Raw genomic sequence first — 25,380 nt, 5'->3', positions numbered from 1 at the left:
GGCTATCCCGAGGCAAACCGGGCGCGAACGGCGTGCGCCTCCCGATGGCCAGCAAAACCTCTAAGCTGGCCTCGTGACTGGCTGGGAGCCCGACGTCCTGCCCGGTTATTGGCAGCGCACCATCCCCCTCGGGCCCGACCCGGTGGGCGAGGGGGAGATCGTCGCGACGCTGATCCGGCGGGGCGAGCCCGCCGGGCCGTCCGGCGTGGGCCACGCCGTGCTGGCGGTGCACGGCTACACCGACTACTTCTTCAACACGGCGCTGGCCGATCACTTCGCCGATCGCGGCTTCGTCTTCTACGCGCTGGACCTACAGAAATGCGGCCGGTCGCGCCGCGACGGTCAGACACCGCACTTCATCACCAGCCTCGACGACTACGACGCCGAACTCGAGCACGCCCTGGCGGCCATCCTCGAGCACGACCGGCCCGCCAGGGTTCTGGTGTACGGCCATTCCTCCGGCGGGCTCATCGTGTCGTTATGGCTGGACCGGCTCCGCCGGCGGGATCGCGCGGCCCACGGGGGCGTCGGAGGGTTGGTGCTCAACAGCCCGTTCCTGGACCTGCACGGTCCGGCGGTCCTGCGCCTTCCGGTGACCTCGGCGCTGATCGCCGGGCTGTCCCGGGTGCGGTCCAAGGGGGTTGTCCGCGCGCCCACCGAGGGCGGTTACGGGACCACCCTGCACCGCGACTACCACGGCGAGTTCGACTACGACCTGCAGTGGAAACCGGTGGGCGGCTTCCCCATCACGCTCGGCTGGCTCAACGCCATCCGCCGCGGCCACGCCCGGTTGCACCGCGGCCTCGACGTCGGGGTGCCCAACCTGATCCTGCGCTCGGATCACACCGTCCGAGAGACCAGCGACGCGGCGTCCATGCAACGCGGCGACGCGGTTCTCGACGTCACCCAGATCGCGAGGCGGGCCGGCTGCATCGGCAATCGCAGCACCATCGTTCCGATCCGCGACGCCAAACACGATGTATTCCTGTCACTGCCGGAGCCGCGACAGGCCGCCTATCGTCAGCTGGATCGCTGGCTGGACGACTACCTGCGCTCCGATCGCACCGAGTCATCTTCCAGGAAGGGATGACGCGGTGGAGACGTACGACATCGCGATCATCGGAACCGGTTCGGGCAACACCCTTCTCGACGATCGCTTGCTCGGCAAGCGGGCGGCGCTGTGCGAGCAGGGCACGTTCGGCGGCACCTGCCTGAACGTCGGGTGCATCCCGACCAAGATGTTCGTCTACGCCGCCGAGGTCGCCACCACGATCCGCCACGCGGCGCGCTACGGGGTCGACGCGCACATCGACCGGGTGCGTTGGGACGACATCGTCTCGCGCATCTTCGGCCGAATCGATCCGATCTCGATGAGCGGCGAAGACTACCGCCGCGCCTCCCCCAACATCGACCTGTACAGCCGGCACACCCGGTTCGGACCGGTTCAGCCCGACGGCCGCTACCTGTTGCGCACCGATGCCGGTGACGAATTCACCGCCGACCAGGTGGTGATCGCGGCGGGGTCGCGCCCGGTGATCCCGCCCGCGATCACCGACTGCGGGGTCGGCTACCACACCAGCGACACGATCATGCGCATTCCCGAGCTGCCCGAGCACCTGGTTATCGTTGGAAGTGGTTTCGTGGCAGCCGAATTCGCGCATGTCTTCTCGGCTCTGGGCGTGCGGGTGACGTTGGTGATCCGGGGCGCCACCATGCTGCGGCACTGCGACGACACCATCTGCAAACGCTTCACCCGCCTCGCCGCGGCCAAATGGGAATTGCGCACCCACCGCAACGTCGTGGCCGGCACCGACAACGGCTCCGGCGTCTCCCTGCAGCTCGACGACGGGTCCACGCTGAACGCCGACCTGCTGCTGGTCGCCACCGGGCGCGTGTCCAACGCCGACCTGCTGGACGCCGAACAGGCCGGTGTCGATCTCGAGAACGGCCGGGTGCTGGTCGACGAATACCAACGGACCTCGGCGCGTGGGGTTTTCGCCCTCGGTGACGTCTCCTCGCCCTACCAGCTCAAGCACGTCGCCAACCACGAGGCCCGCGTGGTGAAACACAACCTGCACTGCGACTGGGACGACACCGGGTCGATGGTGATGACCGATCACCGCTACGTGCCCTCGGCGGTGTTCACCGAGCCCCAGCTGGCGTCCGTCGGCCTGACGGAAAACCAGGCCTTCGCAAAGGGATTCGACATATCGGTCGCGATACACGACTACGGTGACGTCGCCTACGGTTGGGCGATGGAGGACACCACCGGGATCGTCAAGCTGATCGCCGAGCGGAAGACCGGCCGCCTGCTGGGCGCCCACATCATGGGCCCCCAGGCGTCGTCGATCATCCAGCCGCTGATCCAGGCGATGAGCTTCGGGCTGACCGCCCCGGAGATGGCCCGCGGCCAGTACTGGATTCATCCGGCCCTGCCCGAGGTGGTGGAGAACGCGCTACTGGATCTGCAGTGAGGTCAGCGCCCTGAGCGTTTCGGCGGGCGCTTGCCTTGGCATTGCGGACACAGGCCGTGCAACGTCAGACCCGCGGCCTCCGACAGCGCGAAGGAGCTGCCCGCCATCGCGTGTTCGAGCGCCGAACTGAGCTGCCCGGCCGGCACCTCGATGATCGAGCCGCATTCGGTGCACACGGCATGGTGGTGCGGCGCGGTGGCCATCCCGTAGGTGGTGACACCGCCCTCGAGGGTCAGCGGGTGCAACACCCCCTGCCCGACCAGCGTGGTCACCGTGCGATAGATGGTTGCCACATCGGGCGGGTGGGCACCGTGCGGCAGGCACGCCCGCACCCGCTTGTGGATCTCGGCCACCGGCAGGTGCCCGTGCACCGGCTCGAGCACGGCCAGCACCTGGATCCGCGACCACATCCGCCGCAGCCCACGGTCGCGCAGGAGGTCGCCGATCCGGGCGGTGACGGACGGGTCCAGTGCCGACGGCTTGGGCGTCACCCGATCAGTGTCGCGCCCGCCGGCTGGGCGCGCCAGTTTTTCGGCCGGATTCGCCGCCGGACGGGTGCCGGCGACTCCTGCAATCCACTTGCATCTGGTTGACCGTGGCGCGTACCGGCACATACAGTCGTGCCGGTGGTTCCCCGCCCGAGGCTGGAAGGACCCCGGTGACCGGTACTGAGCCCTGCTGGCGCCCGTCATGGACGTCCAAGCTTCGCGGCGCCTTCACGCCGGCGGAGTGGTGGCGACTCGCAGCGATGTCGGCGGTCATCGTCGCCCTGCACGTGATCGGCTGGTTCACCCTGACGGCCTTGGTGGCCCCGGCGCAATTCAGCCTCGGCGGCAAGGCATTTGGCGTCGGCGTCGGACTGACGGCCTACACGCTGGGGATGCGGCACGCGTTCGACGCCGATCACATCGCCGCCATCGACAACACCACCCGCAAGCTGATGAACGACGGGCAACGCCCGCTGGCCGTCGGATTCTTCTTCTCGCTGGGTCATTCCACGGTGGTCTTCGGGCTGGCGGTCCTGCTGGCGTGCGGGGTCAAGACGATCGTCGGAGGAGTCCGCGACGACTCCTCGACGCTGCATCACTACACGGGGCTGATCGGCACCGGTGTCTCCGGCGTGTTCCTCTACGCGATCGCCCTCCTCAACGTCGTCGTGCTGGTGGGCATCCTGCGGGTGTTCTCCCGGCTGCGCCGCGGCGACTACGACCACGAAACCGACGGAGCCGAACTGGAGCGGCAGTTGGACAACCGGGGCGTGCTGAACCGATTCCTCGGCCGCTTCACCAAATCGATCACCAAGTCGTGGCATTCCTACCCCGTCGGGCTACTGTTCGGGCTCGGCTTCGATACCGCCACCGAAATCGCCCTGCTGGTGCTGGCCGGCACCAGCGCGGCCGCCGGGCTGCCGTGGTACGCGATCCTGTGTCTGCCGGTGCTGTTCACCGCCGGCATGTGCCTGCTGGACACCGTCGACGGCTCGTTCATGAACTTCGCCTACGGCTGGGCGTTTTCCAACCCGGTGCGCAAGATCTACTACAACATCACCGTCACCGCGTTATCGGTGGCCGTCGCGCTGCTGATCGGCAGCGTCGAACTCCTCACCCTGTTCGCCGAACAGTTCGGCTGGCGGGGCGCGTTCTGGAGCTGGATCGGCGGGCTGGACCTGGGCGCCGTCGGCTATTTCGTGGTGGGCGCCTTCGTCATCACCTGGGCGGTGGCCCTGCTCGTCTGGCGCTACGGCCGCCTCGAACAGAAGTGGACTTCCTCCTGAGCGGGTACCCGAACAGTGCTGCGCGTTCGGGGCGTTCGGGTGTAGAACAGTGCTCATGAGCCTGGGGCGGACGCCGGTGATCGGCGGTGCATGAGCTGTCGCTGTGCGAGGCGATCGCCGGTGTGGCCAAGACGCATGCCGATGGCCGGCACGTCGACGTGGTGCGCGTGCGGATCGGGGCGCTGCGCCAGGTGGTGCCCGAATCGCTGTCGTTCTGCTGGACGCTCGTGCGGGACGCCGAGAACATGCCGGAGGCCGAGCTGGAACTGGAGTGCGTCGCCGCCGAGGTGAGCTGCCGCGCGTGCGGCCGGCGATCGGAGATCACGTCGGCCTGGTCGATCTGGTGCCCGGAATGCGACAGCTCGGACGTCGAGGTGTTGCGCGGCAACGAATTCTTGGTGACGTCGCTGGACGTCTCGTGAAAAGCGCCTGCTCCGAACGGATTTGACCATGGGTAGATTTCATCGGCATGACGACGGGACCGTGCACACCCACGAGCACGACGATCCCGATCATCGGCACGGCGACCACGGCCAGTACCAGACCGGCAGGCAGCGCGTCGACGTGCTGGAGGCGATCTTCGCCGAGAACGACCTGCTCGCCGACGCCAACCGGGCGGCGTTCGAGAGCAACGGGGTGCGCACCGTCAACCTGATGAGCTCACCGGGTTCGGGCAAGACGACCATCCTGCAGGCCACCCTCGACGAGCTCGCCGGCGAGATCGCCATCGGGGTGATCGAGGGTGACATCGCCACCGATCTGGACGCGGCCAAGCTCAGCGGTCGCGGGGCCCAGGTGTCACTGCTCAATACCAGCAACGGTTTTGGCGGCGAGTGCCATCTCGATGCGCCGATGGTGAACCGAGCGCTGCCGGGGCTCGACCTGTCCGCCCTGGACCTGGTCATCATCGAGAACGTCGGCAACTTGGTGTGCCCGGCGGAGTTCGACGTCGGCGAGCACGCCAAGGCCATGGTCTACTCCGTGACCGAGGGCGAGGACAAGCCGCTGAAGTACCCGGTCATGTTCCGGTCGGTGGATGTGGTGCTGATCAACAAGATTGACTTGGTTCCGTACCTCGACGTCGACGTCGACACCTACATCGCCCACGTGCGCCAGGTCAATGCGGCGGCCACGATCCTGCCGCTCAGTGCGCGCACCGGCGCCGGGATGGCCGCGTGGTTCGGCTGGCTGCGACGCTTCGCCGCCGAGGCGCCGGCGTAACCGGTCCGTCTTGCAAGGATTTTGCAGGAAGTCGGAACGTTTCGTGCGCCGCCGGGTGCGCGTGCGGCGGCACGGCAGGGCGATGCAACGGTTGTCTAACCAGTTGGTACTGCGGAACCGTTGACACGCCCGGTGGTGAGGAGTAGACCCGGAAATTAGCGCTGCGCAAGTGGGCCGACGGTCGACTCCGGCGGCGCAGGGACCCCAGCGCGGTCCCGGAAAGCTGCGGCATGCCAACAGAAGCAGCAGTCAAAGCGGAAGAAACATTGATTCATGTTCTATGGATCAATGCTGGGCTCAGTTGCGACGGCGATTCGGTGGCGTTGACTGCCGCCACCCAACCCAGCGTCGAGGAGATCGCCTTGGGCGCTCTGCCGGGGCTGCCGAAGGTCGCCGTGCACTGGCCGCTCATCGATTTCGAGTGCGGACCCAACGGGGGGGCGGACGACTTCCTGTCCTGGTTCTTCAAAGCCGATCGCGGAGAGCTGGAACCCTTCGTGCTCGTCGTCGAAGGATCCATCCCCAACGAGAAGATCAAGGACGAGGGCTACTGGTGCGGGTTCGGCAACGACCCGGCCACCGGCCAGCCGATGACCACCAGCGAGTGGCTCGACCGGCTGTCGCCCAAGGCCACCGCGATCGTCGCGGTCGGGACCTGCGCCACCTACGGCGGCATCCACGCCATGGCCGGCAACCCGACGGGGGCGATGGGGGTACCCGACTACCTCGGCTGGGACTGGAAGAGCAAGGCCGGCATCCCGATCGTGTGTGTGCCCGGCTGCCCGATCCATCCCGACAACCTGTCGGAGACGCTGACCTATCTGCTCTACATGGCGACCGGCCAGGCGCCGATGATTCCCCTCGACGACGCGCTGCGTCCCACGTGGTTGTTCGGCGCGACCGTCCACGAAGGCTGTGACCGGGCGGGCTACTACGAGCAGGGCGACTTCGCCACCGAATACGGATCACCGAAATGCATTGTCAAGCTTGGCTGTTGGGGCCCAGTGGTCAAATGCAACGTGCCCAAGCGGGGATGGATCAACGGTGTCGGCGGCTGCCCCAACGTGGGCGGGATCTGCATCGGATGCACGATGCCGGGCTTCCCCGACAAGTTCATGCCGTTCATGGACGAACCGCCGGGGGGCAAGTTCTCCAGCGCCGCATCGGGCCTGTACGGCACCGTGATTCGCAATTTGAGGGGTATCACGGCGCGCACCGTCGACAAGGAACCGCGGTGGCGCCACAGCGGTAACCAACTCACCACCGGGGCGCGCCGCACCTGGTAGGCGACTACCAGGTCGGTGCGCGTCGTCCCCATCACCTGAGCTCTCAGGCCGAACAGCCCACAGCGGGAAGAAGTAGCGCGATGACAACCATCATTCCGGAGCCCACCCACGCCAACCGGGAACCCGGCCAACTGGTCGACATGGCCTGGGACCCGATCACCAGGATCGTGGGCAGCCTGGGCATCTACACCAAGATCGACTTCGAGAACCGCGAAGTCGTCGAGTGCCACAGCACCTCGTCGATCTTCCGCGGCTACTCGATCTTCATGAAGGGCAAGGACCCTCGCGACGCCCACTTCATCACCAGCCGCATCTGCGGCATCTGCGGCGACAACCACGCCACGTGTTCGTGCTACGCGCAGAACATGGCGTACGGGGTCCAGCCGCCGCACCTGGGCGAGTGGATCGTCAACCTCGGCGAGGCCGCGGAATACATGTTCGACCACAACATCTTCCAGGAGAACCTGGTCGGTGTGGACTTCTGCGAGAAGATGGTCTCCGAGACCAACCCGAGCGTGCTGTCGCTCGCCGAGAAGACGGCCGCGCCGCGGCCGCGCCGCAGGCCGCCGCGCACGGTTACCGGACGATCGCCGACATCATGCGCTCGCTGAACCCGTTCACCGGCGAGTTCTACCGGGAGGCGCTGGTGGTCAGCCGCTGGACGCGAGAGATGTTCTGCCTCATGGAGGGTCGCCACGTGCACCCGTCCACGCTGTACCCGGGCGGGGTCGGCACCGTCGCGACCATCCAGTTGATGACCGATTACATGAGCCGGCTGATGCGCTACGTGGAGTTCATGAAGAAGGTCGTGCCCATGCACGACGACCTGTTCGACTTCTTCTATGAGGCGCTGCCCGGATACGAAAAGGTCGGGCTGCGCCGCACGCTGCTCGGCTGCTGGGGCTCCTTCCAGGACCCCGAGGTGTGCAACTTCCAGTACAAGGACATGGAGCGCTGGGGCAACGCGATGTTCGTGACCCCGGGCGTGGTGGTCGACGGCGAACTGGTTACCCACTCGCTGGTGGACATCAACCTCGGCATCCGGATCCTCTTGGGCAGTTCGTATTACGACGACTGGACCGACCAGGAGATGTTCGTCAAGACCGATCCCCTCGGCAACCAGGTGGACCGGCGCCACCCCTGGAACCAGCACACCAACCCGCACCCGCAGAAGCGCGACATGGACGGCGGCAAGTACAGCTGGGTGATGTCGCCGCGCTGGTTCGACGGCAAGGACCACCTGGCGCTGGACACCGGCGGCGGCCCGCTGGCCCGGTTGTGGTCGACCGCGCTGGCCGGCCTGGTCGACATCGGCTACGTCAAGGCGACCGGCAACAGCGTCAAGATCAACCTGCCCAAGACCGCGCTCAAGGGTCCGGTCGAGTTCGAGTGGAAGGTGCCCAAGTACGGCAGCAACACGATCGAACGGGACCGGGCGCGCACCTACTTCCAGGCCTACGCGGCGGCGTGTGCGCTGCACTTCGCGGAGAAGGCGCTGGCCGAGATCCGTGCCGGCCGCACCAGGACCTGGGAGCGCTTCGAGGTGCCCGACGAGGCGATCGGCTGCGGCTTCACCGAGGCGGTCCGCGGCGTGCTCAGCCACCACCTGGTGATCCGGGACGGCAAGATCGCCAACTACCACCCGTACCCGCCCACGCCGTGGAACGCCAACCCGCGCGACAGCTACGGGACGCCGGGCCCCTACGAGGACGCGGTGCAGGGGCAACCCATCTTCGAGGAGAACAGCCGCGAGAACTTCAAGGGCATCGACGTCATGCGCACGGTGCGCAGCTTCGACCCGTGCCTGCCCTGCGGCGTGCACATGTACCTGGGCAAGGGCAAGACCCTCGACAGACTGCACACACCAACACAGTCACCCGTCGGGGAGTAAGGAGATGGTGGATCGCCCGCAAATCCTTGACGACAGTGCGGCGCGTTGGCGCACGGCGGGCGATCGGATCCAGATCCTGCTGGATTCCTGCGCGGCGGGCGGCGCGGCCGCGCAGGAACGCGCGAGGGAGTTGGTCCGCGAGGTGGTCGGGCTCTACGGGGCCGGGCTGGAGCGGATCATGCTGTTGGTTCAGGACGGACCAGGCCCCGGCCTGGCCGAGCGGCTGGCCACCGACGACCTGGTGGCCAGCCTGCTCCTTGTCCACGGCCTGCACCCGCACGACCTGCACCGCCGGGTGTCCGACGCGCTCGACCGGGTGCGGCCCTACCTGGGCTCGCACGGCGGGGATGTCGACCTGATCGGCGTCGACGGCGACACGGTGCGGTTGGCGTTCACCGGCAGTTGCAAGAGCTGTCCGTCGTCGGCGGTGACGCTGGAACTGGCGGTGCAGGACGCGGTCCGCGCGGCGGCGCCCGAGGTCTCGTCGATCGAGGTGGTGCCCGCCGACCCCGCCACCGCGGGCGTCATCCCGGCCGAATCCCTGCTGACACACCTGCATTCGAACGGCCCCGGCACCTGGTATGGAATTCCCGGGCTGGCCGAGCTGTCGCCCGGCGAGGTCGCGGGCTATCAGGTCGACGGAACGGCGCTGCTGGCCTGCCGCGTCGGCGACCGAACCTTCGCCTACCGGGACCACTGCCCCGTCTGTGACGACACGCTCGCCGGTGCGGCGCTGCGGGACTCGCTACTCGAATGCCCCCGCTGCGGATCACTGTTCGACGCGGTGCACGCCGGCGCCGGGGTGAACGCGGCGGCGCACCTGGATCCCCTGCCGCTGTTGGCGCGCGACGGCGTGCTGTCGGTGGCGTTGCGGCCCGAGACGATGGGCGCCCCGGCATGACGACCCCGTACGAGGTGCTCACCCGGATCCGCAGCAACCGGCCGGCCCCCGAACCGGCCGGCGAGCGGTGCGAGATGTGCGCGGAATCGATCGCCGACGAACACCAGCACGTGGTCAATGTGGCCGACCGGCAGCTGATGTGCGTGTGCCGCGCCTGCTATCTGCTGTTCACCGACGCCCGGGCCGAGCTCCGCTACCGCGCGGTGCCCGACCGATATCTGTCCTTCCCCGACTTCGCGCTGGACCGGCGCTCCTGGGAGGCGCTACAGATCCCGGTGGGCGTCGCCTTCTTCTTCACCAACTCCGCGCTCGGGCGCACCGTCGCCTTCTACCCCGGACCGGCCGGGGCCTGCGAATCCGAGCTGGCGCTGGACGTTTGGGACGCGCTCAGGGGCGCCGACGCGCGGGTGGGCCTGCTGGCCGACGACGTCGAGGCACTCCTGGTCCGGGTCCCCGAATCGGGTCCGCCGCAGAGCTACCTCGTCCCCATCGACGCCTGCTACGAATTCGTCGGGCGGCTCCGCCTGCTCTGGCGCGGGTTCGACGGCGGGCAGGAGGCGCGCGAGTTCATCGACGGCTTCTTCTCCCAGCTCGACGCCCGCGCAGTGAAGACGTCGCCATGATGGACATCGACTTCTCGGTCCTCGACGTGGCGCCCGAACCGTACACCGTGACCCCGGTGCTGACCGCGCGCGTCGCCGTGGCCACCGGCGGATCGCAGGTGGTGGACCCGGTGCACGCGATCGCCCTGCGCTGCCAGGTCCGCATCGAGCCGTTGCGGCGGTCCTACTCCGACGACGAGGCCGCCGGGTTGACCGACCTGTTCGGGCCGCGCGAGCGCTGGGCGAGCACCCAGCGCACCTTCCTCTGGCAGCACTGCACCGCGATGGTGCAGGGGTTCACCGGCAACACGACCGTGGCGCTGCCGCTGGATTGCACCTACGACTTCGAGGTCGCCGCCGCCAAATACCTGCACGCGCTGCGCGAGGGCGCCATGCCCCTCCAATTCCTGTTCAGCGGAACGATTTTCGTCAAATCCGACCGTGGGTTTTCCGTCCAGCAGGTCCCGTGGGACTGCGAAGACCGCTACGACATGCCCGTCGCGGTCTGGCGGCAGCTGATCGCCCAGCACTACCCGAACGCCGGGTGGCTGCGGTTGAGCCACGAAACCATCGCCGCGCTGGCCGCATACAAGTCGGCGCACGGTCTGCTCGACCTCGACCACGCGATCACCTCGCTGCTGGACACGGAGCGGGAGAGGGCGCTGTGACCGACGATCGCGACCGGGCCCGCGCCGTCGCCGACGCGGTGCTCTACGAGGGCTACCTGCTCTATCCGTACCGCGGCACGTCGAGCAAGAACCAATCGCGGTGGCAATTCGGCGTTCTGGGACCGCCCGGGGCCGCCGCAGCCGGCCTGGGCGAGGACGCCACCCTGTCGGCGCAGTTCCTGGTCGACGGCGCCCGGCAGCTGAGCCTGGTGGTCCGGTTCCTGCAGTTGCAGCACCGCCGTGCCGAGCGCGAAGTCGCCCCCGGCGAATACCGGCCCGTCGACCAGCTGACGACCGCGGGCGGGTCCTGGCTCACCTGGGACGAGGCGGTCGAATGCGAAAGGTCCTTCGGCCCTGTCGCGTTGGACGGCCGGCCGTGGACACTGTCGGTGACGGCGGATGGGGGCACCGACATCGAACTCCTCGATGGCGGTCGCCTGGTGCGCCAACGACGGGAGGTGCGTGGCGTGCTGACGGTCGCCAGCGAGGCGGACGGCGACCTGTGCCGGGTGTCGGTGCGGGTCAGCAACGTCGGGGACGGCGCGCTCGACAAGGACGACTCGATCGCGCGGTCCATGATCGGAACGCACCTCATCGCCGAAATCGCCGAAGGGCGGTTCGTCTCGCTGCTCGAGCCGCCCCCGGCGGCGGCCGACGCGGTGTCCCGGTGCGGTCAGCACCGCTGTTTCCCCGTGCTGGCCGGCCCACCCGGCGCCCGGAACCTGCTGCTGATCTCGCCGATCATCCTCTACGACCACCCCGAGGTCGCCGAACAGAGCGACACCGCCCTGTACGACTGCACGGAGATCGACGAGATCCTCACCCTGCGCGTGATGACCATGACGGACGAGGAGAAGGCGCAGGCCCGCGCCACCGACCCGCGCGCGGCGCGGATCATCGACCAGTGCGACGCCATGTCGCCCGAGGCGATGGCGCGGCTACACGGCGTGCTGCGCGATCCCCACGCGATCTCGGGTCTGGTCCCGGAGATCCCCGAGGGGGTCGACTGGTGGGATCCGTTGGCCGACAACGCGGTTCGCCCGGAGATCGATGCGGTGCTGGTGAACGGGATTCGGGTGTCGCGCGATAGCCGGGTCCGGTTGCGGCCGCGACGCAACGCCGATGCGCAAGATATCTTCGTGGCCGGCAAGACCGCCCGCGTCACCTCCGTGCACTCCGACGTCGAGGGCAACAAGCACGTGGCGGTCGTCGTCGAGGACGACCCGGCCGCCGACCTGCACGACTGGTACGGCCGTTACCTGTACTTCTCCCCCGACGAAATCGAACCCCTGGAAGCTCACCGCAGCCCCGCAAACTCGTGAAAGGAGTGTTCGAGATGGAAATCCTCGGTTGGATATTCCTGGCTATCATCGCGTTGGTGCTCGCGATCGGATTGGCGCTGGGGGTGGTATCGATACCCGACGCCCGCCGCTACCTCAAGCTGAGGCGGATGTAACTTGCTCGGACGGCGGAGATGACGGCGCGCATCCTGGTTGCGGGCATCGGCAACATCTTCCTGGGCGACGACGGGTTCGGATCGGAAGTGATCCGCAACGCCGAGATCCCGCAGGACGACCCGAGCGTCCGCGTCACCGACTACGGTATCCGCGGCATGCACCTGGCCTACGACCTGCTCGAGGAATGGGACACGCTGGTACTCATCGACGCGGTCCCCAGCCGCGGCAATCCAGGCACGTTGCACGTCTTCCAGGCCGACCATGAATCCGATTCGGCCGCAGCGGGTTTCGATGGTCACAGCATGGATCCGGCGGCGGTGTTCGCCAGCCTGCGGGCGCTGGGCGGCACGCCGCCGTACACGGTCGTCGTGGGTTGCGAGGCGGGCAGCGTCGAGGAGGGCATCGGCCTCACCGAGCCCGTGGCCAAGGCGGTTCCCCGCGCCGCGCGGGCCGTCGAGGAGATCGTCGCGGCGTTGCAGCCGCACCCGGTCGCAACCACCCGAGGGGAGTCCTGACATGTGTCTGGGGATCCCCGGTCAAGTGATCCGGATGCTGGACGGCTTCGAGGGGCAGCTGGCCCTGGTCGACGTCACGGGCGAACAGCGCAGGGTCAACGTCGGGATGCTGCCGGACGAGACGTTCAATCCCGGCGACTGGATCATCATCCACATGGGCTTCGCCGTCGAAAAGACGGACCGCGCGGGCGCCGAGCAGGCGATGGCCGGGCTGGAGCTGATGGGCAGGGGCCGCACGGATCCCTTCGACTTCCCGGAGGGCGGCTGAGATGACCCGGCCGCCCCTGCTGCTGCGGCATGACCCCGCTCATACCCGGGTTCGGCAGCGCATCACCGTGACCGGTGTCGTGCAGGGGGTTGGCTTCCGGCCCTTCGTGCACCGCGTCGCGACCGAGCTCGGGCTGTCCGGCTTCGTCGGCAACGACTCCGGCGCCGTCTTCCTCGAGGTGCAGGGCGAACCCGCGCGCCTGGCCGAATTCGGCATTCGCCTGCGCGCCGACGCGCCGCCGCTGGCCCGGATCGCCGACGTCACGGTCCACGAGATCGCCGCCGACGCCGGCCACGAACCCGAGTTCCGGATCGTGGACAGCCGCGCCGTCCCCGGCGCCACGACTCCGATCCCGCCCGACATCGCGGTCTGCGACGACTGCGTCGCCGAGCTCTTCGACCCGCGCGACAGGCGCTACCGGCACCCGTTCGTCACCTGCACCAATTGCGGGCCGCGATTCACCATCATCCGCGAGTTGCCCTATGACCGCCCGGCCACCACCATGTCGGCCTTCGCCATGTGCGCGCGCTGCGCCGCCGAATACCACGACCCGGCGGATCGCCGGTTCCACGCGCAGCCGATCGCCTGCCCCGATTGCGGGCCCACCCTGTGGTTTCGCTCGGCGGCCGGCCGGGTCGACGGCGCGGACGCCGCGCTGTCGGCCACCCAGCGCGCGCTGGCCGCGGGTGCGGTGGTCGCCGTCAAGGGCGTCGGCGGCTACCACCTGGCCTGCTCCGTCAGCGACGGCGCCGCCGTCACCGCGCTGCGCACGCGAAAGGCCCGTGGCGCCAAGCCTTTTGCCGTGTTGGTCCGCGACCTCGAGGTTGCGCGCCGCTACGCCTACGTCGACGATACCGAGGCCGCGGCGCTGCTGGGTCCCGCCCGCCCGATCGTGCTGCTGCGCCGGCTGCCGAGCGCCGACAGCGCCCCCGTCGCCGACGCCGTCGCACCCCGCAGCCCACTGCTCGGCCTGATGCTGCCGTACTCCCCCATCCACCACCTGCTGCTGGCGCCCGTGCCCGGCACCGCCGAGACGCCCCCCGCCGCGCTGGTGCTCACCAGCGCCAACCGATCCGACGAGCCCATCTGCTTCACCGATGACGATGCGGCGCAACGACTCCCGGCGCTGTGCGACGCGGTCCTCGACCACGACCGCCCGATCCACGTCCCGTGCGACGACTCGGTGGTGCGCATCGTGAAAGACGCCGGGCGCGGCGCCGAACTGCCGATCCGCCGGTCACGTGGCTACGCGCCGCTGCCGGTCGAGTTGAATGTCACCGGCCCGGCGGTGCTGGCCGTCGGCGGCGAATTGAAGAACACCTTCTGCCTCACCGACGGCGCGCGCGCCTACCTGTCCGGGCACGTCGGCGACATGGGTACCTGGGAGACGCTGCGCGCGTTCGAGCGGGCGGTGAGCCAGCTCAGCGAGATTCGCGGCACGCCGGCCCGGTGGGCCGCCGACCTGCATCCCGCGTATCACACCCGGACCTGGGCGGAGCGCCACGCGGGCGGGCGGGCGCTCGACCTCATCCAGCACCACCACGCGCACGTGGTGTCGCTGCTGGCCGAGCACGGACGCCTCGGCGAACCGGTCGTCGGAGTCTCCTTCGACGGCACCGGGTACGGATGCGACCAGACCATCTGGGGCGGTGAGATTCTCCGGCTCGGCCACGACAGCCACCGATTCGTGCGGGCCGGCCACCTGTTGCCGGTGCCGCTGCCCGGCGGTGACGCGGCGGTCCGCAACCCGTGGCGGATGGCGCTGTCCCAGTTGTGGTCGGCCGGCATCGACTGGACCACCGACCTGGCCCCCGTCGCCGCGGCCACCCCGGACGAATTACGCGTCACCCGTTCCCAATTGGAGACCGGAACCGGCTGCGTGCCGTGTTCGAGCATGGGCCGACTCTTCGACGCGGTCGCCTCGTTGCTCGGGGTGCGGCACCGCATCGACTACGAAGGCCAGGCCGCCATCGAGCTGGAGGCGCTGGCGGAGTCGGCGGCGGACGAAGCCGGGCCGTCGCTGCCGCTCATGGTGCGCGCCGGCGGGGTGATCGATCCGGCCCCCATGGTGCAGACGCTGGTGTCGGCGCTCTACGCCGGCACGCGGCCCGCGGTGCTGGCGGCCGCGTTCCACGGGGCCGTCGCGGATGCCGTCGCCGAGGTGGTCGGTCAGGTGGCCGGCGCCGTCCCGCTGGTGGGGCTGACCGGCGGGGTGTTCCAGAATGTGTTGTTGCTGAACGCGTGTCGTCAGCGGTTGCGGGCGGCGGGATTCGAGGTGCTGACCCACCGCACCGTTCCGCCGAACGACGGCGGGCTCGCCCTGGGGCAGGCCGCGATTTCCATGCTGACCGCGCTGAAGGGGGACTGAGAAGTGACCACGGCCATCGATCGCGGCCTGGGCGCCGAACTGGCCTCGGACCTGGCCGGAACCGCGTTCACACTCGCCAGGCGCTTCGCCGCGGGCGCCACCATGTGGTCGATCGCGCCGTCGTGGGAACCGCACGCCCAGCACATCGCCGTCGAGTTCATCCACCCGGTGATCATGGGCAAACGGGCTCTGCCCGCGGTGGCGCTGACCGGACCCGACCTGGTGGACCTGGTCCGCGTGTCCGTGCGCCCCGGTGACGTCGTGGTCGCGGTCTCCGGTGCGGACGACGCACAGGTCCGCTCGGTGATGCGCCGCGCCCCCGCATGGGGCGCCACCACGATCTGGATCGGCAGCGGCGAACGCCCCGCGCCGGGCATGGCCGATCACGTGCTGTGGCTCGACGACCCCGACCCGCGCGTGCCCGCCACGGGCGGCTTCGTGCTGTTCTACCACCTGCTGTGGGAGCTGACCCACGTGTGTTTCGAGCACCCCGGGCTGCTGAAACCCGAGGCCCCCGAGTCGGTTTGCGTCACCTGCAGCGACGAGGGCCGCCCGGGCGAGGCGGTGACGGCGTCGGCCGACGGCCACGCCACGGTCCGCACCGCGCGGGGCGTCGAGAATGTGGTGACCACACTGATCGACCCGGTCGCCGCCGGGGACCTGATGCTGGTGCACGCGGGGATGGCGATCGGCAGACTGGAAGACGAGGAGGGGCGATGAGTACCCCGGACGAACCCACCAACTTCCTGTACCCGTTCATCGACGCGCAGGAAGACGATGCCGGCTCGCTGCTGGCCGACCTGGCCGCGTCGGCGCAGGCGAAGGCGGCCGAGAGTCTGGCGCTGCGGCGCTCCACGCTGGAAGCCAACGCCGCGTTGCTCGGTCAGGCCGCCGCCGAGCTGGCGCGCCGCTTCGCGGCGGGCGGACGCATGTTCACCTTCGGCAACGGCGGCAGCTGCACGGATTCCACCACCCTGGCAAGGCTGTTCGCCCGGCCGCCGGTCGGCAAGCCGTTGCCCGCGTGGCCGTTGACCACCGACCAGGCCATCCTGACCGCGTTGGGCAACGACGTCGGATTCGAGTTGGTGTTCGCCCGGCAGTTGATCGCCCGCGCCTGCGCCGGTGACATCGCGATCGCCATGTCGACCAGTGGCGGCTCGCCCAACCTGCTCGCCGCGCTGGCCGAGGCGCGTCAACGCGGCCTGTACACCATCGGATTCGCCGGCTACGACGGCGGCGCGTTCGCGAACAACCCGAATGTGGACGCCTGCTTCGTCGTTCGCTCGCAAAGCGTGCACCGGATACAGGAATCGCAGGCGCTGCTGGGCTATCAGCTGTGGCTGAACGTGCATCAACGCCTCGGCGGCGAGCAGGGTTTGGGGGCGGCATGAACCGCGCCGGCGACGATGCAGAGCGAGCGATGAGGAGGAGCGGCGCAGTGAGCACGGCTGCGGGTGAATACCTTTCGTCGGGGCCGCGGTTCGCCGAGGGCGAGGTGATCGAGCGGATCGAATCGTTCCGCAGGCGCCGCCCCCGGTTACTGGACGACCATGTGACGCTGGCGCACGGCGCGGGCGGCAAGGCCTCGGCGGCACTGGTGGACGCCGTGTTCATGGAGGCGTTCCGCAACCCGATGCTGGAGTCGCTCGGTGACAGCGCGGTCCTGACGCTGCCCGGTGGCGAGCGCCTGGCGATGTCCACCGACTCGTTCGTGGTGCAGCCCAGGCGCTTTCCCGGGGGCTCCATCGGCGCGCTCGCCGTGCACGGCACCTGTAACGACCTCGCGATGGCCGGTGCGGTGCCGTCGTGGATCTCGGCGGCGTTCGTGCTCGAAGAGGGTTTCCCCATCAGCGAATTGAAGGAGATCGTCGCCGACATGGCGGCGGCGGCCGCCGCGGCGGGCGTGCGGATCGTCACCGGCGACACCAAAGTGGTGCCCAGGGGCGCCGCCGACGGGGTGTTCGTCACCACCGCCGGGGTGGGTGTCATCCCCGTGGGGCGTGCGCTGTCCGCGGCGTCGGTGCGGCCCGGCGACAAGCTGCTGTTGTCGGGGTCGATGGGCGATCACGGCATGGCGGTGATGCTGGCGCGGGGCGACCTGGCCATCGAGGCCGACATCCACTCCGACGCCGCGTGCCTGTCCCCGCTGGTGGAACTGTTGCTGGCGGCCGCGCCGTCCACCCGCTGGATGCGTGACGCGACCAGGGGCGGGGTGGGCACCGTGTGCAACGAACTGGCCCAGGCCTGCGGCCTGGGGGTGCTGCTCGAGGAGGAGCGGCTTCCGGTGGCGCCCATGGTGAACGGCGCCTGCGAGCTGCTCGGCATCGACCCGCTCTACGTCGCCAACGAGGGCAAGTTCGTCGCCGTCGTCGCGCCCGAGGAGGCGGCGGCCGGGCTCGAGGCACTGCGGTCTCACCCGCTGGGTGCCGATGCGGCCGAGGTCGGGGAGATCGTCACCGAACCGGCCGAAAGCGTGGTGTTGCGCACGGGATTCGGCGGAACGCGGATCGTCGACATGCTCGTCGGCGACCCGCTGCCACGAATCTGTTAGGAAGTGGCGATCGCAAGCGCGGCGTAAGCCGGGCGCGGCGGATCGCCACCAGGAAGGAAGGGAGGCCGCACATGTGTCTGGGGATTCCGGGCCGGATCGTTGAAATCACCGATCCCGCCAACTATTTGGCGAAGGTCGACGTCAGCGGCGTGCAGCGCACCATCAGTGTCCGCCTGCTCGAGGACGAGATGCCCGAACCCGACGAGTGGGTCCTGGTGCACGTCGGGTTCGCGATGGCCAAGATCGACGAGACCGAGGCGCTGCTCACCCTGGCCGCCGTCAAGAAACTCGGCGACGCCTACGACACCGAGATCCAAGCCTTCGACTCCTCGTCGATCGTCTGAGCAGGAAGGACCGTCATGAAATTCGTTGACGAGTTCCGTGACCCGGCCGCCGCGCGCAAGCTGCTGGGCGCCATCGGGCGTTTGGCCGGCACCGACGGCGATCAGTTCAAGTTCATGGAGGTGTGCGGCGGGCACACCCACACGATCTACCGGCACGGCATCGAGCACCTGCTGCCCGACAACGTCGAACTGGTACACGGGCCCGGGTGCCCGGTCTGCGTGATCCCGATGGGCCGCATCGACGACGCGATGTGGCTCGCCGGCCAACCCGACGTCATCTTCACCTGCTTCGGCGACATGATGCGGGTGCCCGGGTCGGCCGGCAGCCTGCTGGACGCCAAGGCGCGCGGTGCCGACGTCCGGTTCGTCTACTCCCCGCTGGACGCCCTGAAAATCGCGCTCGACAATCCCGGCAAGCACGTGGTGTTCTTCGCCATCGGTTTCGAGACCACCGCGCCGTCGACCGCCGTGACGCTGGTGCGGGCGCGCGATCTGGGCCTGACCAACTTCAGCGTGTTCTGCAACCACGTGATGATCGTCCCGCCCATCAAGGCCATCCTGGAGTCGCCGGACCTGCGGCTGTCGGGATTCATCGGCCCCGGGCACGTCTCGACCGTGGTCGGCAACCGCCCCTACCGGTTCGTGCCAGAGGTCTACCGAAAGCCGTTGGTGGTGGCCGGTTTTGAGCCCCTGGATATCCTGGCCGCGGTCGCCATGCTGCTGACGCAGATCCGCGAGGGCCGCTGCGAGGTGGAGAACCAGTACAAGCGCGTGGTGCCCGAGGGCGGCAACCCGGCCGCTTTGGCGTTGATGGGCAAGGTCTTCGCGCTGCGCCCCCATTTCGAGTGGCGCGGGCTGGGTTTCATCTCCCAGAGCGCGCTGCGGCTGCACGACGACTTCGCGGAGTTCGACGCCGAGCTGCGGTTCGCGATGCCGGGCGTGCGGGTCGCCGACCCCAAGGCGTGTCAGTGCGGCGAGGTGCTCAAGGGCGTGCTCAAACCCTGGGAATGCAAGGTTTTCGGCACCGCGTGCACCCCGGAGACCCCGATCGGCACGTGCATGGTGTCCCCCGAGGGGGCGTGCGCGGCCTACTACAACTTCGGCCGCCTGCACCGGGACGCGGTCAAGCTGGTGGAGCACGCTTGACCGGTGGAAGCTCGGAAAGCGGCGTGGAGATGTTCGCGCGCTATGCCTACGCGCCCAACGCGCTGGGCTATTGCGGCCCGCCGCTGGGAGCCACCTTGCGCGACGGTTCGGTTGACGAGGTGCGCAGGGCCGCGACGACGTTCTCCGGGGCGTGGCCCTACCTGCGGGTGCTGTCGGCGCTGACCGGGATCGCGGATCCGCTGGATTATCGGCTCGTCGAGTCGTATTGGCTGGGCGGCGGAGTCGGAGCCGACCTGGACCCGCGGGACTTCTTGGAGGCGTTGCTGGCGATCATCGGCCCGCAGGCGGGCCGCTACTGGTCACACCTGACGCCGGACCTCGCCCCCGAGGCCGCCGCCAACCACTGCTTCCACGTGTTCGGCGTGTACCCGTGGACGCGGTTTTTGGGCAGGGGGATGGACGAACATCCACTGACCGTGCTGGACAACTGCCGCATCACCTGGGGGACCGTGGTGTCCCGCGACCGCGACCGGATCGAGGTGCTGCGCCGAAGGCTGGTGCTCGACGGCGAGACGCTGGCGCTGTCCGAACCGTCGGCCGGCGTGTTCGACGTCTGGACCGACGGGTACAGCGCGGTGCCCGAGGTGGCCGCCGGTGACGAGGTCGCGCTGCACTGGGGGCGGCTGTGCGGCCGGCTGTCGCCGCGGCAGGTTCGCGCACTCGCCGACGGCACCGACCGTCAGCTGCGCGTGACGAGCCGCCGACTGGCGCGTGTCTAATTTCGTGCCAGACTGGCCCGGTGCCCGGCTCCCTCTGCGACGTGCTGCCCGCCGTCGCCGCGCTGCTCGGCGCGCCGGGCGCCGTCGACAAGCTGGGCCTGGCCGACTGGATCGGCGGGGCCGACCAGTTCGACCGCGTGGCGCTCGTGCTGGTGGATGGGCTGGGCTGGCACCTGCTTCCGGAGCTGGCGGGCAGCGCCCCGCTGCTCGCCGCGGTGCTCGCCGGGCAGACCGGGCGCCTCACGGAGCTGGCCTGCACGTTCCCGTCGACCACCCCGACCAGCCTGGTGTCGCTGGGCACCGGGGCGCGGCCCGGGGAGCACGGGATCCTGGGCTTCACGCTCAACGTCCCCGGCACCGACCGGGTGCTCAACCACATCCTGTGGCGTGACGACCCCCCGCACGCGGAGTGGCAGCCGTTACCCACCTGGTTCGGGCGACTAAACAAGGCCGGCGTCAGCGCCCGCGCCGTGCTGCCGGCGGCGTTCATGGGCAGCGGGCTGACCGACGCGGCGTATCGCGGCGCCGAGTTCCGCCCCGTTCAACCGGCCGACGACAACGCGCGGAAAGTGGCCGAGGAGCTGAAGGCGGGGCCGGGTCTGGTCTACGGCTACACCGCCGCCCTGGACACCGCGGCGCACGCGTTCGGCGTCGGATCCTCCCAGTGGCACGAGGCCGCCGCCAAGGTCGACACGCTGCTGACCGGGCTGGTCGAGACGCTGCCCACGGGGGCGGCGCTGCTGGTGACGGCCGACCACGGCGGTTTCAACGTGCCGCCGGACGCGCGGGTCGACCTCGACACCGACCCGCGGCTGGCCGCGGGGATCCGGGTGGTCGCCGGCGAGCCGCGGGTGCGCTACCTGCACACCGAACCGGGCGCCGCGGCCGACGTGCAGGCGGCCTGGAGTGAGGTACTCACCGGCAGCGCCGACGTCTACAGCCGGGAGCAGGCGGTGGCCAGCGGGATGTTCGGGCCGGTCAAGCCGGAGCACCTGGCGCGAATCGGCGATGTCGTCGTCGTGTGCACCGGCGACGCCGCCGTCCTGGCGACCGGGCACGAGCCGCCGGAAACGGCCCGGCTCATAGGCTTTCACGGCGCGGCGACACCCGCCGAAATGGCCATCCCGCTCATCGCTTTCAAATCCCCTGCCGCAGCCGACTAGTCGCCGGTGCGCCGCCTACCGTCTCCTTCCGCACGGACGCTCACAGCCGAAATTGCGCGATCTCTAAGCATTCTCGAAGGCGCCTCGCCGGGCCACCACCGCGCCGCCGCTGCTACCGTGGCAGCACTGTGAGTTTCCGGGGTGCGGGCAGACCTTCACGACGGCCACGACGTCAGTCGGCTCTGGCCGTGCTTGCCGCGCTGTCGCTTTTCGCCGCCGCCTTCGGATTCTGGGCGTCGCAAGTGGGTTCGGTGCCCGGCCCACCGCAGCAGGTGGTGTCGACCGTGGCGGCGGCACCCGGCACCGGGCCCCTGCAATCGACGAAGGCCCCGGCGCCGCAGAGCCATGACGACATGGGCTCCACCCTCAATGATGACAAGGCGTTCAGGAGCGCGGGATTGAAGCGCGACCGGCCGACGACTTTTGCGCTGTCCGCACCGCGGTGGTCGTGGACGCTATCGTCACTCGCCCCGGCGACCGGCGCATACCGGCCGGTCGATGCGCGCCGTTCGTGCGCGCCCTCGACCGTGCTCGCAGATCGAGACCTTTTGACCACACTTTGCGTGTCCCGCCGCTGACCGGCGTTCGGACCCACCCGTAGTCATGTCTCGCCCGGCGCGGCGCGCCGGCGAGAAGCAAACGCGTTAGCCGCAGCGTCCGAGCGCGTCGGCATGCGCGCAACACCGCAGCGCCGATGACGAATGTCGGTCGCCCCCACACCAAGGACGTCATGTTTGCAGTCGACCCGGCCCCACTCGCCGGATCCGCGACCACCCGCCCAGCCGCCGATCGGAGGCAGCTAGCGGTGGATTTCGGCACGCTCCCCCCGGAGGTCAATACCGCACGAATGTATTCGGGCCCCGGCGCCGGGCCGTTGCTGACCGCCGCCGCGACGTGGCAGCGGCTGGCCGACCACCTTCGCGACGCCGCGACCAACTACCTCATTCTCGCGGGGTTGCTGGACGGGTTGCGCGGCCCCGCCGCAGTGCAGCTGGGCGACTCGACCGCACCGTATGTCCGGTGGCTGCACGCCACCGCCGCGCTGGCCGAGCAGACCGCCGCCCGCGCCGGCGCAGCCGCCGACGCGTACGAGTGGGCGTTGGCCGCGACGGTGCCCCCGGAGACCATCGCCGCCAACCGGTCGTTGCGCACGTCGATGGTCGCGCGGAATCGCCTGGGCCACCACACCCCGGCCATCGCGGCCGCCGAGGGCCACTACGACCAGATGTGGGCGCAGGACGCCGCCGCCATGTACGCCTATGCCGCCGCCGCGGCGCAGGCCTCGACCCTGACACCATTCACCTCCCCGCCCGCCGCCGATGATGATGATGAGGTGATAGCGGCCGGCGCCGAACTCGTTTCGATGCTGCCCGCAGCGCTGAACGGGCTGTCGTCGCCGTCCGTCGGCGGCGCGGCCGCGACGGCCGGCAGGGGTCGCCGCGCCGCGGTGCTGGCGCATGTCGGGCGCGGCGTCTCGGTCGGGGGATTATCGGTACCGCAGGCCTGGTGGCCGGCGGCTGGAGTCGCCCCGGCGCGCCGCGGCGGCGGTGCCCCGCTGACGCACAGCGGACTTTGATCGTTCTCACAGCTAGCTCGCCGCGCCGTCCAAGCCTCGCGCTGTACGTTCGGGCCACTGTGAGAGTCGGAGGCACCCAGAGGGTTTGGCGATGGCGGCCGGCCATCGCGATCGCCGCGGCGCTCGGCCTGTTCTGCGCGGTCACGGCCGGCTGGGCGTCGTGCGGGACCGCGGTCGGCGGTGTCGGGCCGCCGCAGCCGGCGGCGCAGCACCAGAAACCCGCCGGGGTGAATGCGGCGCCCGCGCATGCGCGCAACGCCACCGTCTCCCCGGGGTTCTCGTCCGGTTACGCGCCGACGCATCACAAGACCACCACCAAGGCTGGATGGATGACGCGGGACCGGCCGCCGACGTGGGCCCGCTCGTCGCCCCCATCGCCGGGGTCGGCATTACCGGATTCGTTTGCGGCCATGACATTTCGGTCGCCCCGCGCACCGTCCCGCACTCCGGGGGCGGTGCCACCCGACCGGGATGTGCTGACGCGGCTCTGTGTCGCCCGCTGCTGAGGGCTCGGTCGCCCGCGGCGGCCGCCGTCGTTGCACTGCCGCGGTTGCGAGTAGGCCTGTAACCCCCCGGCCTACGTCCCAACGGAAGAGTCCACGTTCTCACCACGGCTCCTACCGGGCCCATACCAGGCAGAGACAACAATGAATTTCACGACGCTACCGCCGGAGGTCATTTCCGGGCGAATGCATGCCGGCCCCGGCCCGGGGCCGATGGACGAAGCCGCGACGGCGTGGGCCCGCCTGGCCACCCGGCTGCACACCGCGGTCGCCGACTACCGGGCGGTGACCGCGAAGCTGACGCCCACATGGGAGGGCCCGCCGGCCGCGCACGCGGGCGCGGCGCCCTACATCGATTGGCTCAGCGCCACCGCGATCCGGGCCGAGCAGGCGGCCACCCAGGCCGCGGCGGCGGCGCGGGCCCAGGAAACGGCGCTGGCGGCGACGGTGCCGCCGGCGGTGATCGGCGCCAACCGCACGCTGCGCAGGTCGCTCGTCCTGGCGGACCCACTGGGACTGACCGGCCCGGCGATCGCCGACACCGAGGCCGACTACGAGCGCATGTGGGCCCGGGACGCCGCGGCCATGTACGCCTACGCCGAGGCCTCGGCGGATGCCGCGGTCATCACGCCGTTCACCTCGCCGCCCGGCCCGGGCGCGGTCACCGGCCCTCCCGCACAGAGGTGGGCGCTGAAGTCGGCACCGGACGTCGTGTCCGCCGGACGCCAGCTGATCTCGGCCGCCCCCGCCGCCCTGCGCGCGCTGTCCAGGTCGCCGCTGGCCGCGTTCGACGTCTCTCTCGCGTCGTCGACCTGTCCGCTGTCGCAGCTCGCCTCGCTCACCGCGCCGGCGGGCGTGGCGATCGCCCACCTGAATTCGCTCAACAAGGCGGCGGCGCTGCGGTGCCTGCTGCCCAACCGGGGCGGTGTCCGCGGCGCGCCGATCACCGCGCGGGCCGGCCACGCAACCCCGGTCGGGGCGCTGTCGGTGCCACCCAGCTGGGCGGCGGCCGCGACGCCGATGGACGTCTGCCGCGGAACGGTCGCCTAGCGCCGGGTCAGCCCGTACGAGCGCGCGGCGTCCACGACGCCAGCGAAGAGGCGCACGTCGTCCAGAGACTGTTCCGGATGCCATTGCACCGCAAGCACAAACCGGTCCCCCGGCAACTCCAGCGCCTCGACCACGCCGTCGGGGTCCCACCCGCTGACCACCAGGCCCGCACCGACTTTGTCGATCGCCTGATGGTGGTAACACGCCGCGTCGGTGGACTCCCCCACCAAACTGGCGAGCCGGCTGCCCTCGGCGGTGCGCACCGGCAACCTGGTGAACACGCCGTCACCCGCCCGATGCCCGTCGTGCCCGAGGACGTCGGGCAGGTGCTGGTGCAGGGTGCCGCCGAGCGCCACGTTGAGCACCTGCGCGCCGCGACAGATGCCCAGCACCGGCAGGCCCCGGTCCAGCGCACCGCGCAACAACGCGAACTCCCAGGCGTCACGGGCGGCGCGCGGCTGGTCGGTGGTCGGATGCGGCTGCTGGCCATACGCGGCCGGGTCCAGGTCGTAGCCACCGGTGATGACCAGCGCGTGCAAGCTGTCGAGGACCGAGCCCACGGTCTCGGGTTCCGCCGGTTGGGGTGGCAGTAACACCGCGGCCCCGCCGGCCAGGAGGACACCCTGGAAGTAATCGGCCGGGAGATAACCTGCGGGCATGTCCCAAATCCCGGTCTGCACCCGCTCCAGGTAACAGGTCAGGCCCACCACCGGGCGCCCAGAGGCGTTCACCACCGCGCATCCCTTCCCGATCGATGACCGCCATCAATCCCCGCGACCCGCCCGACACGTTACCGGCCCGGGGCGATCAGCGCCGACGACGGCGGACGACGCGCGGAACCTTTCGGCAAACCGCTTGTACGCGTGGGGGTTCGGTGACCGA

Annotated in this window: 27 protein-coding genes and 1 pseudogene; 26 read left to right on the top strand and 2 right to left on the bottom strand. The window is 69.8% G+C overall.

Annotated elements, in window-relative coordinates:
- Nucleotides 1-73 precede the first annotated feature (73 nt).
- Both G6N37_RS02570 and mtr read left to right on the top strand, forming a co-directional pair.
- Entirely contained in the window at nucleotides 74-1,090 is a 1,017-nt protein-coding gene (locus tag G6N37_RS02570; RefSeq protein WP_163675493.1) for an alpha/beta hydrolase, read from the top strand.
- Nucleotides 1,091-1,094: 4 nt separating this feature from the next.
- Nucleotides 1,095-2,474: a mycothione reductase gene (gene mtr, locus G6N37_RS02565; RefSeq protein ID WP_163675490.1), complete on the top strand. Its 1,380-nt coding sequence runs from the start codon at nucleotides 1,095-1,097 to the stop codon at nucleotides 2,472-2,474.
- 2 nt (nucleotides 2,475-2,476) lie between these two features.
- On the opposite strand, the gene G6N37_RS02560 is transcribed toward mtr, so the two are convergent.
- Nucleotides 2,477-2,965 (bottom strand): Fur family transcriptional regulator, encoded by a 489-nt coding sequence (locus tag G6N37_RS02560; RefSeq protein ID WP_163675487.1) that lies wholly within the window; start codon nucleotides 2,963-2,965, stop codon nucleotides 2,477-2,479.
- A 167-nt stretch (nucleotides 2,966-3,132) separates the two neighbouring features.
- Here G6N37_RS02560 and nicT point away from each other — a divergent pair, with 167 nt between their 5' ends.
- From nicT to G6N37_RS02445, 24 genes and pseudogenes are all read left to right on the top strand, one after another.
- Nucleotides 3,133-4,248, top strand: a complete 1,116-nt coding sequence (gene nicT, locus G6N37_RS02555; protein ID WP_163675484.1) for a Nickel transporter NicT — start codon at nucleotides 3,133-3,135, stop codon at nucleotides 4,246-4,248.
- Nucleotides 4,249-4,334: 86 nt separating this feature from the next.
- Nucleotides 4,335-4,670, top strand: a complete 336-nt coding sequence (locus G6N37_RS02550) for a hydrogenase maturation nickel metallochaperone HypA (RefSeq protein ID WP_163675481.1) — start codon at nucleotides 4,335-4,337, stop codon at nucleotides 4,668-4,670.
- Nucleotides 4,671-4,698: 28 nt separating this feature from the next.
- Entirely contained in the window at nucleotides 4,699-5,469 is a 771-nt protein-coding gene (gene hypB, locus G6N37_RS02545; protein WP_163675478.1) for a hydrogenase nickel incorporation protein HypB, read from the top strand.
- A 230-nt stretch (nucleotides 5,470-5,699) separates the two neighbouring features.
- Nucleotides 5,700-6,755 carry an NADH-quinone oxidoreductase subunit B family protein gene (locus G6N37_RS02540; RefSeq protein ID WP_163675475.1) on the top strand — a complete coding sequence of 352 codons (1,056 nt, stop codon included), beginning with the start codon at nucleotides 5,700-5,702 and terminating at the stop codon, nucleotides 6,753-6,755.
- Nucleotides 6,756-6,835: 80 nt separating this feature from the next.
- Nucleotides 6,836-8,646, top strand: a pseudogene (locus G6N37_RS02535) (nickel-dependent hydrogenase large subunit).
- A 4-nt stretch (nucleotides 8,647-8,650) separates the two neighbouring features.
- Entirely contained in the window at nucleotides 8,651-9,547 is an 897-nt protein-coding gene (locus G6N37_RS02530) for a NifU family protein (RefSeq protein WP_163675472.1), read from the top strand.
- Nucleotides 9,544-10,170, top strand: coding sequence for a DUF5947 family protein (locus tag G6N37_RS02525; protein WP_163675470.1), 627 nt, complete (start codon nucleotides 9,544-9,546; stop codon nucleotides 10,168-10,170). The genes G6N37_RS02530 and G6N37_RS02525 overlap by 4 nt, the downstream gene beginning before the upstream one ends.
- Complete coding sequence (locus tag G6N37_RS02520) at nucleotides 10,167-10,817, top strand: DUF6084 family protein (protein ID WP_163675466.1); 651 nt, start codon at nucleotides 10,167-10,169, stop codon at nucleotides 10,815-10,817. Before G6N37_RS02525 ends, G6N37_RS02520 begins: the two co-directional genes overlap by 4 nt.
- Nucleotides 10,814-12,139, top strand: a complete 1,326-nt coding sequence (locus G6N37_RS02515) for a hypothetical protein (RefSeq protein WP_163675462.1) — start codon at nucleotides 10,814-10,816, stop codon at nucleotides 12,137-12,139. The genes G6N37_RS02520 and G6N37_RS02515 overlap by 4 nt, the downstream gene beginning before the upstream one ends.
- Before the next feature lie 14 nt (nucleotides 12,140-12,153).
- Nucleotides 12,154-12,273 carry a DUF6893 family small protein gene (locus G6N37_RS26590; protein WP_372514721.1) on the top strand — a complete coding sequence of 40 codons (120 nt, stop codon included), beginning with the start codon at nucleotides 12,154-12,156 and terminating at the stop codon, nucleotides 12,271-12,273.
- An 18-nt stretch (nucleotides 12,274-12,291) separates the two neighbouring features.
- Nucleotides 12,292-12,789, top strand: coding sequence for a hydrogenase maturation protease (locus G6N37_RS02510; RefSeq protein WP_163675457.1), 498 nt, complete (start codon nucleotides 12,292-12,294; stop codon nucleotides 12,787-12,789).
- A 1-nt stretch (nucleotide 12,790) separates the two neighbouring features.
- Nucleotides 12,791-13,057 (top strand): HypC/HybG/HupF family hydrogenase formation chaperone, encoded by a 267-nt coding sequence (locus tag G6N37_RS02505; RefSeq protein WP_163675454.1) that lies wholly within the window; start codon nucleotides 12,791-12,793, stop codon nucleotides 13,055-13,057.
- A 1-nt stretch (nucleotide 13,058) separates the two neighbouring features.
- The gene (gene hypF, locus G6N37_RS02500; RefSeq protein ID WP_163675451.1) at nucleotides 13,059-15,425 is read left to right on the top strand and encodes a carbamoyltransferase HypF; all 2,367 of its coding nucleotides are present in this window, start codon (nucleotides 13,059-13,061) and stop codon (nucleotides 15,423-15,425) included.
- A 3-nt stretch (nucleotides 15,426-15,428) separates the two neighbouring features.
- Nucleotides 15,429-16,145: a HypC/HybG/HupF family hydrogenase formation chaperone gene (locus G6N37_RS02495; RefSeq protein ID WP_163675448.1), complete on the top strand. Its 717-nt coding sequence runs from the start codon at nucleotides 15,429-15,431 to the stop codon at nucleotides 16,143-16,145.
- Nucleotides 16,142-16,816 carry a D-sedoheptulose-7-phosphate isomerase gene (locus tag G6N37_RS02490; protein WP_163675446.1) on the top strand — a complete coding sequence of 225 codons (675 nt, stop codon included), beginning with the start codon at nucleotides 16,142-16,144 and terminating at the stop codon, nucleotides 16,814-16,816. Before G6N37_RS02495 ends, G6N37_RS02490 begins: the two co-directional genes overlap by 4 nt.
- Nucleotides 16,817-16,863: 47 nt before the next feature.
- Entirely contained in the window at nucleotides 16,864-17,976 is a 1,113-nt protein-coding gene (gene hypE / locus G6N37_RS02485) for a hydrogenase expression/formation protein HypE (protein ID WP_163675443.1), read from the top strand.
- A gap of 71 nt (nucleotides 17,977-18,047) precedes the next feature.
- Nucleotides 18,048-18,320 (top strand): HypC/HybG/HupF family hydrogenase formation chaperone, encoded by a 273-nt coding sequence (locus G6N37_RS02480; RefSeq protein WP_163675440.1) that lies wholly within the window; start codon nucleotides 18,048-18,050, stop codon nucleotides 18,318-18,320.
- Nucleotides 18,321-18,335: 15 nt separating this feature from the next.
- Nucleotides 18,336-19,466 (top strand): hydrogenase formation protein HypD, encoded by a 1,131-nt coding sequence (hypD, locus tag G6N37_RS02475; RefSeq protein ID WP_163675437.1) that lies wholly within the window; start codon nucleotides 18,336-18,338, stop codon nucleotides 19,464-19,466.
- Complete coding sequence (locus G6N37_RS02470; RefSeq protein ID WP_264067238.1) at nucleotides 19,463-20,206, top strand: DUF6390 family protein; 744 nt, start codon at nucleotides 19,463-19,465, stop codon at nucleotides 20,204-20,206. The genes hypD and G6N37_RS02470 overlap by 4 nt, the downstream gene beginning before the upstream one ends.
- A 20-nt stretch (nucleotides 20,207-20,226) precedes the next feature.
- Nucleotides 20,227-21,369: an alkaline phosphatase family protein gene (locus G6N37_RS02465; protein WP_163675435.1), complete on the top strand. Its 1,143-nt coding sequence runs from the start codon at nucleotides 20,227-20,229 to the stop codon at nucleotides 21,367-21,369.
- Nucleotides 21,370-21,557: 188 nt separating this feature from the next.
- Nucleotides 21,558-21,947 carry a hypothetical protein gene (locus G6N37_RS02460; protein ID WP_163675432.1) on the top strand — a complete coding sequence of 130 codons (390 nt, stop codon included), beginning with the start codon at nucleotides 21,558-21,560 and terminating at the stop codon, nucleotides 21,945-21,947.
- Between the two features lie 227 nt (nucleotides 21,948-22,174).
- Nucleotides 22,175-22,945, top strand: coding sequence for a PPE family protein (locus tag G6N37_RS02455; RefSeq protein ID WP_163675429.1), 771 nt, complete (start codon nucleotides 22,175-22,177; stop codon nucleotides 22,943-22,945).
- 59 nt (nucleotides 22,946-23,004) lie between these two features.
- A complete protein-coding gene (locus G6N37_RS02450) occupies nucleotides 23,005-23,451 on the top strand; it encodes a hypothetical protein (protein WP_163675426.1) in 447 nt (148 codons plus the stop codon).
- A gap of 141 nt (nucleotides 23,452-23,592) precedes the next feature.
- The gene (locus tag G6N37_RS02445) at nucleotides 23,593-24,498 is read left to right on the top strand and encodes a PPE family protein (protein ID WP_163675423.1); all 906 of its coding nucleotides are present in this window, start codon (nucleotides 23,593-23,595) and stop codon (nucleotides 24,496-24,498) included.
- On the opposite strand, the gene G6N37_RS02440 is transcribed toward G6N37_RS02445, so the two are convergent.
- Nucleotides 24,495-25,250 (bottom strand): gamma-glutamyl-gamma-aminobutyrate hydrolase family protein, encoded by a 756-nt coding sequence (locus G6N37_RS02440; protein ID WP_232075455.1) that lies wholly within the window; start codon nucleotides 25,248-25,250, stop codon nucleotides 24,495-24,497. The genes G6N37_RS02445 and G6N37_RS02440 overlap by 4 nt on opposite strands.
- Nucleotides 25,251-25,380 lie beyond the last annotated feature (130 nt).

Origin of the sequence: Mycobacterium seoulense (assembly GCF_010731595.1) — a bacterium.
Lineage (GTDB): Bacteria > Actinomycetota > Actinomycetes > Mycobacteriales > Mycobacteriaceae > Mycobacterium > Mycobacterium seoulense.
The sequence above is the reverse complement of the archived record's forward strand: the minus strand, read 5'-3'. Positions and strand labels throughout refer to the sequence as shown.